3 protein-coding genes and 2 pseudogenes are annotated in these 3,379 nt (G+C 40.7%); 2 read left to right on the top strand and 3 right to left on the bottom strand.

Annotated features, from left to right (window positions below; translation table 11 throughout):
- Window positions 1-161 precede the first annotated feature (161 nt).
- Complete coding sequence (locus AC6I5A_RS12235) at window positions 162-626, bottom strand: hypothetical protein (protein ID WP_052168075.1); 465 nt, start codon at window positions 624-626, stop codon at window positions 162-164.
- Window positions 627-657: 31 nt separating this feature from the next.
- Here AC6I5A_RS12235 and AC6I5A_RS12230 point away from each other — a divergent pair.
- Window positions 658-870, top strand: a pseudogene (locus tag AC6I5A_RS12230) (site-specific integrase); the annotation flags it as partial.
- Window positions 871-1,224 (top strand): annotated as a pseudogene (locus tag AC6I5A_RS12225) (transposase); the annotation flags it as partial.
- Between the two features lie 309 nt (window positions 1,225-1,533).
- Here AC6I5A_RS12225 and AC6I5A_RS12220 read toward each other — a convergent pair.
- Entirely contained in the window at window positions 1,534-2,187 is a 654-nt protein-coding gene (locus AC6I5A_RS12220; protein ID WP_034616373.1) for a class I SAM-dependent methyltransferase, read from the bottom strand.
- 576 nt (window positions 2,188-2,763) lie between these two features.
- The gene (locus tag AC6I5A_RS12215; RefSeq protein ID WP_497900721.1) at window positions 2,764-2,985 is read right to left on the bottom strand and encodes a reverse transcriptase domain-containing protein; all 222 of its coding nucleotides are present in this window, start codon (window positions 2,983-2,985) and stop codon (window positions 2,764-2,766) included.
- Between the last annotated feature and the right edge of the window lie 394 nt (window positions 2,986-3,379).

The following is a 3,379-nucleotide window of genomic DNA, read 5'->3' as shown; positions in this document are numbered from 1 at the left end:
TTTGGACTTAAGAGCCTAATGCATGAAATATATAAGGATATGCCCTAGCTTCGACTATGGATTATGCTAAAAATCTCATGGACAAATTAAATTAAAATCTATACACTTTTCATTCAACTCATAATCACCGACAGACGGAGGTTGACTCAGGGAATAAGTTATTATTCTTTTTGTTCTGTAATAACAGGGTTAGTATAAAAACTTTCATTGCTTTGATAAGTTGAGATGTTCAATATAATCAGTAGTACGGTTATCGCAGCAATGGAAATCAAAATAATTACAACTACTTTCCAGATACGGCGACTCCGCCTATTTTTCTCAGCTAACAGTGCATTGAGTTGTTCCAGCTTCTGTGCGATGATATTTTTATCCTCAGATGGCTCCACTGTATCACCAAGAAGTGCGCTTACCGATGTCTGCATACTACATATTCTCTCAGATTTCGGTAACACGCTGATAGGCCGGACATCGCTCGCGCACTCGCTCATCCGGTCTATCGTGGTGGCGGGTTCCCGAGGTTCCCACAAAGTGGGAATTTGGGCATCAGCCGGGAACACGGCTGTTGTACTAAACCGCTGCGCGGTGGCTTTCTTTAGGCCCAAATAATAATTGAGACATGATATCATTCTTTTGCTCACCTAATTTACTTTGGAAAGGATGATATTCATGCCTCAAACTTCTCGTACTCTTTCACCCCATCTTCAGAAAATGAAGCTCGAAATGGAGCTTCGCGGTTTATCTCCTCAAACCCTGCGACATTACCTTTCCCGCTTAAGACTCCTGGAAAAATATTTTAATAAGCCAGCCTTTAACGTCTCACCCGACGAACTCAAACAATATCTTTATTATCGCATCAAATCCGGTATCAGTTACAGCAGTAGAGTCGCAATCAGCAACTCTAGAATAAAATCGTTTGACGGAAAATCGGTTAGTTTTTCATGGAAGGAATATAAGGACGGCAATAAATCTAAAGTCATGACTCTTGGGGCTGAGGAATCTTCAAGAAGGTTTCTTCTGCATGTTCTTCCTACCCGCTTTACAAAGATTAGACATTATGGCATTCTATGCAGCCGTAATATTAGTTCTAAGCTTTCAAAATGTATGACGCTCGCTGGAAAGAGTCCTTTTCGACTTACTGCTAAGAAATACACCAAAACCGGTCGTTCTTGTGGAAGTCAAAATATTATTATGTTTTTCCCGAAACATTCTTGTTCAGATCCTTGATCATCTGGGAACTAAATATTTTTAAAAGCGACCCATTTGGGGAGGGGGAAAGTCTACCCATTTGAGGTTTCTACAGATATCAAAAGCACTCTAAGTAATTATTTCGTTTGTTATATCCTAGCTTATTGAGTTTTATCCTTGAGTGAGAAAGTTTGAATTCCCATATACCCCTAATGCCGTCCAGCAGCGGTTCAGTACAACATGAGATTCATGATGTTCTATGCGTTTAAAACTAAATATTATTCTTTAAGCCACTGATTCTCATCATTGGCTTTTTCTTTGTATATGAACATCATAAATCTCTAGAAGTTAGGTGATGTGCCTGGCGGCCCCAATCAAAATCCACGAAATATGATGATGGTTTTTGCCCTGACTTCTTGGTTCAATATATTCGTGTTCATACAGTTCTCTGATATCCAGAAAACAGAAATCTCTTGTAAACTCATCCTTAGTACAAAAGTGAAGAAACTTTTCTTTTTGGAACGAGTGAGGATCGTCTAAACAACGTTCCCCCTTTCCGTATTCCTCCGGATCATTCACTGATAAACTATTCATAAACAACCAGCCCTGTGGTTTCATCAAATTGGATATCGTATTCCTAAATTTTTCTCGTTCCTCGAATCGTAGAACTTGATATAGATTTGAAGCAAAAACTATGTCAAATTTTGTCATGCTAATATCTGTAAAATCACAGCATATAAACGAAATATTTTGCTCACCTGTCAAAGAACTGTTAGCAATTTCTATACCTTTCTGTGACATGTCTACACCTATTACATTACGGTCAATATGTTTACCCAAGAAAATTGAATCACGACCGTATCCGCAACCGATATCAATTATGTCTAAACTCTTTCGATTCGGAAAGTGCTCAAGTATTATATTCGTAGCGATAACTGCTAATTCACTAGGTTCATTTCCCCATACCTGTTCATTGCTCTCATATTTTTTATCCCAATACATTTCTAACTACCCCCAAAATTAGTCAGTCATTTCACCGTCACGGTAGACGCGCCGGTTACCCGGCGCACCCCGCACAGATCTTATCCCGCAAAATACGGCATCCCGACTAATTGTCACAAGCCCTCATATCAAGCCCTTCTTTTACAAAAATGGGGGGATAATATTTACTGGCTTAACCCATATAACTGCCTGATTAACGCCTCATCATCTTCCCATTTAAGATATGCAGTTTCGCCGGATAGCAACGGGTTCAATTTTGAAGTAGCTTTCATGATAGCCTCTTTTTTCATTTCAGTATCAGCATTCGCATAGATCTTATGACAAGCAAGTCATAAGATCTACGCAAGGGCTGATTCAGAACTCAAACGTAAGGCATTGGAAAATGCCTATCCGGAACTTGTAGATTCCAATCTGCCAGACTGGAATGAAGACAGTGACCTGATGGAATGGCTGTCAGAGCTATAACAGTTATTAGCAGAATACTATGCAAAGTAAAGTTGGGTAGAATACCGTATTTTCAAGGGAAAAATACTTCTTTCTTTGCATAGTGTCCTACTTTGCATAGTGTGGGCTATGCTAAGCTTTGCATAGTGACCCTTGCGGACAACCGGTTACCGGGTGTTTAACCATTCCATTGATGTCCAAAACGCCTGCTTTTAGCCATTTCTTGATCAGTCTTAGAAATGCTTTATCTTTTATGCGCAATTCCAGCATTCGGATGAGCCAATCATGATCAATAGCATCAAAGAAGCCACGGATGTCTGCTTCCACAATGTAGCTATACTTTCCAAAGTTCAGTGAATATTACGGTTTTGTAGAGCCACTATTCCGGTCGTGACTGAGCCACGTCACCGGAAAAACAGAGCCACCCTTCCGGGGAGAGAGCCATCAACCACTCGGCTAGGAGAATGCTACTCTTTAATCGTTCAATTCCAGCAATAAGATGCGCGCAGGATAAGAAAACAGCGGTGTAGCCGAGGCTGTGGAGAGTGTGGACAAGCTCTTTTAAGAATGGCCCCAAAGTGCTTGTCCAAGCCTTGTGGTCAACCTGAAGCGACTAAGCGTAGGGTTGTCCACAAGGTGGCACTATCCACAGTCCCCTGTAGTGAAGATAGGCGTTCTACACCGGTCTTTAGATTATCCGGCACTAGGATCCGAGTAACACCTCCAAAGTACTTGTAAGCATTGATAT

The organism is Desulfosporosinus sp. Tol-M2, from assembly GCF_059735615.1.
Note: the sequence above shows the minus strand (reverse complement) of the source record. Positions and strands in the feature narration are given on the sequence as shown.

What these genes read in the sequence shown, in the direction of transcription:
- AC6I5A_RS12235 (WP_052168075.1), bottom strand. Translation starts at nt 626, where the DNA reads ATGATATCATGTCTCAATTATTATTTGGGCCTAAAGAAAGCCACCGCG.
- AC6I5A_RS12220 (WP_034616373.1), bottom strand. Translation starts at nt 2,187, where the DNA reads ATGTATTGGGATAAAAAATATGAGAGCAATGAACAGGTATGGGGAAAT.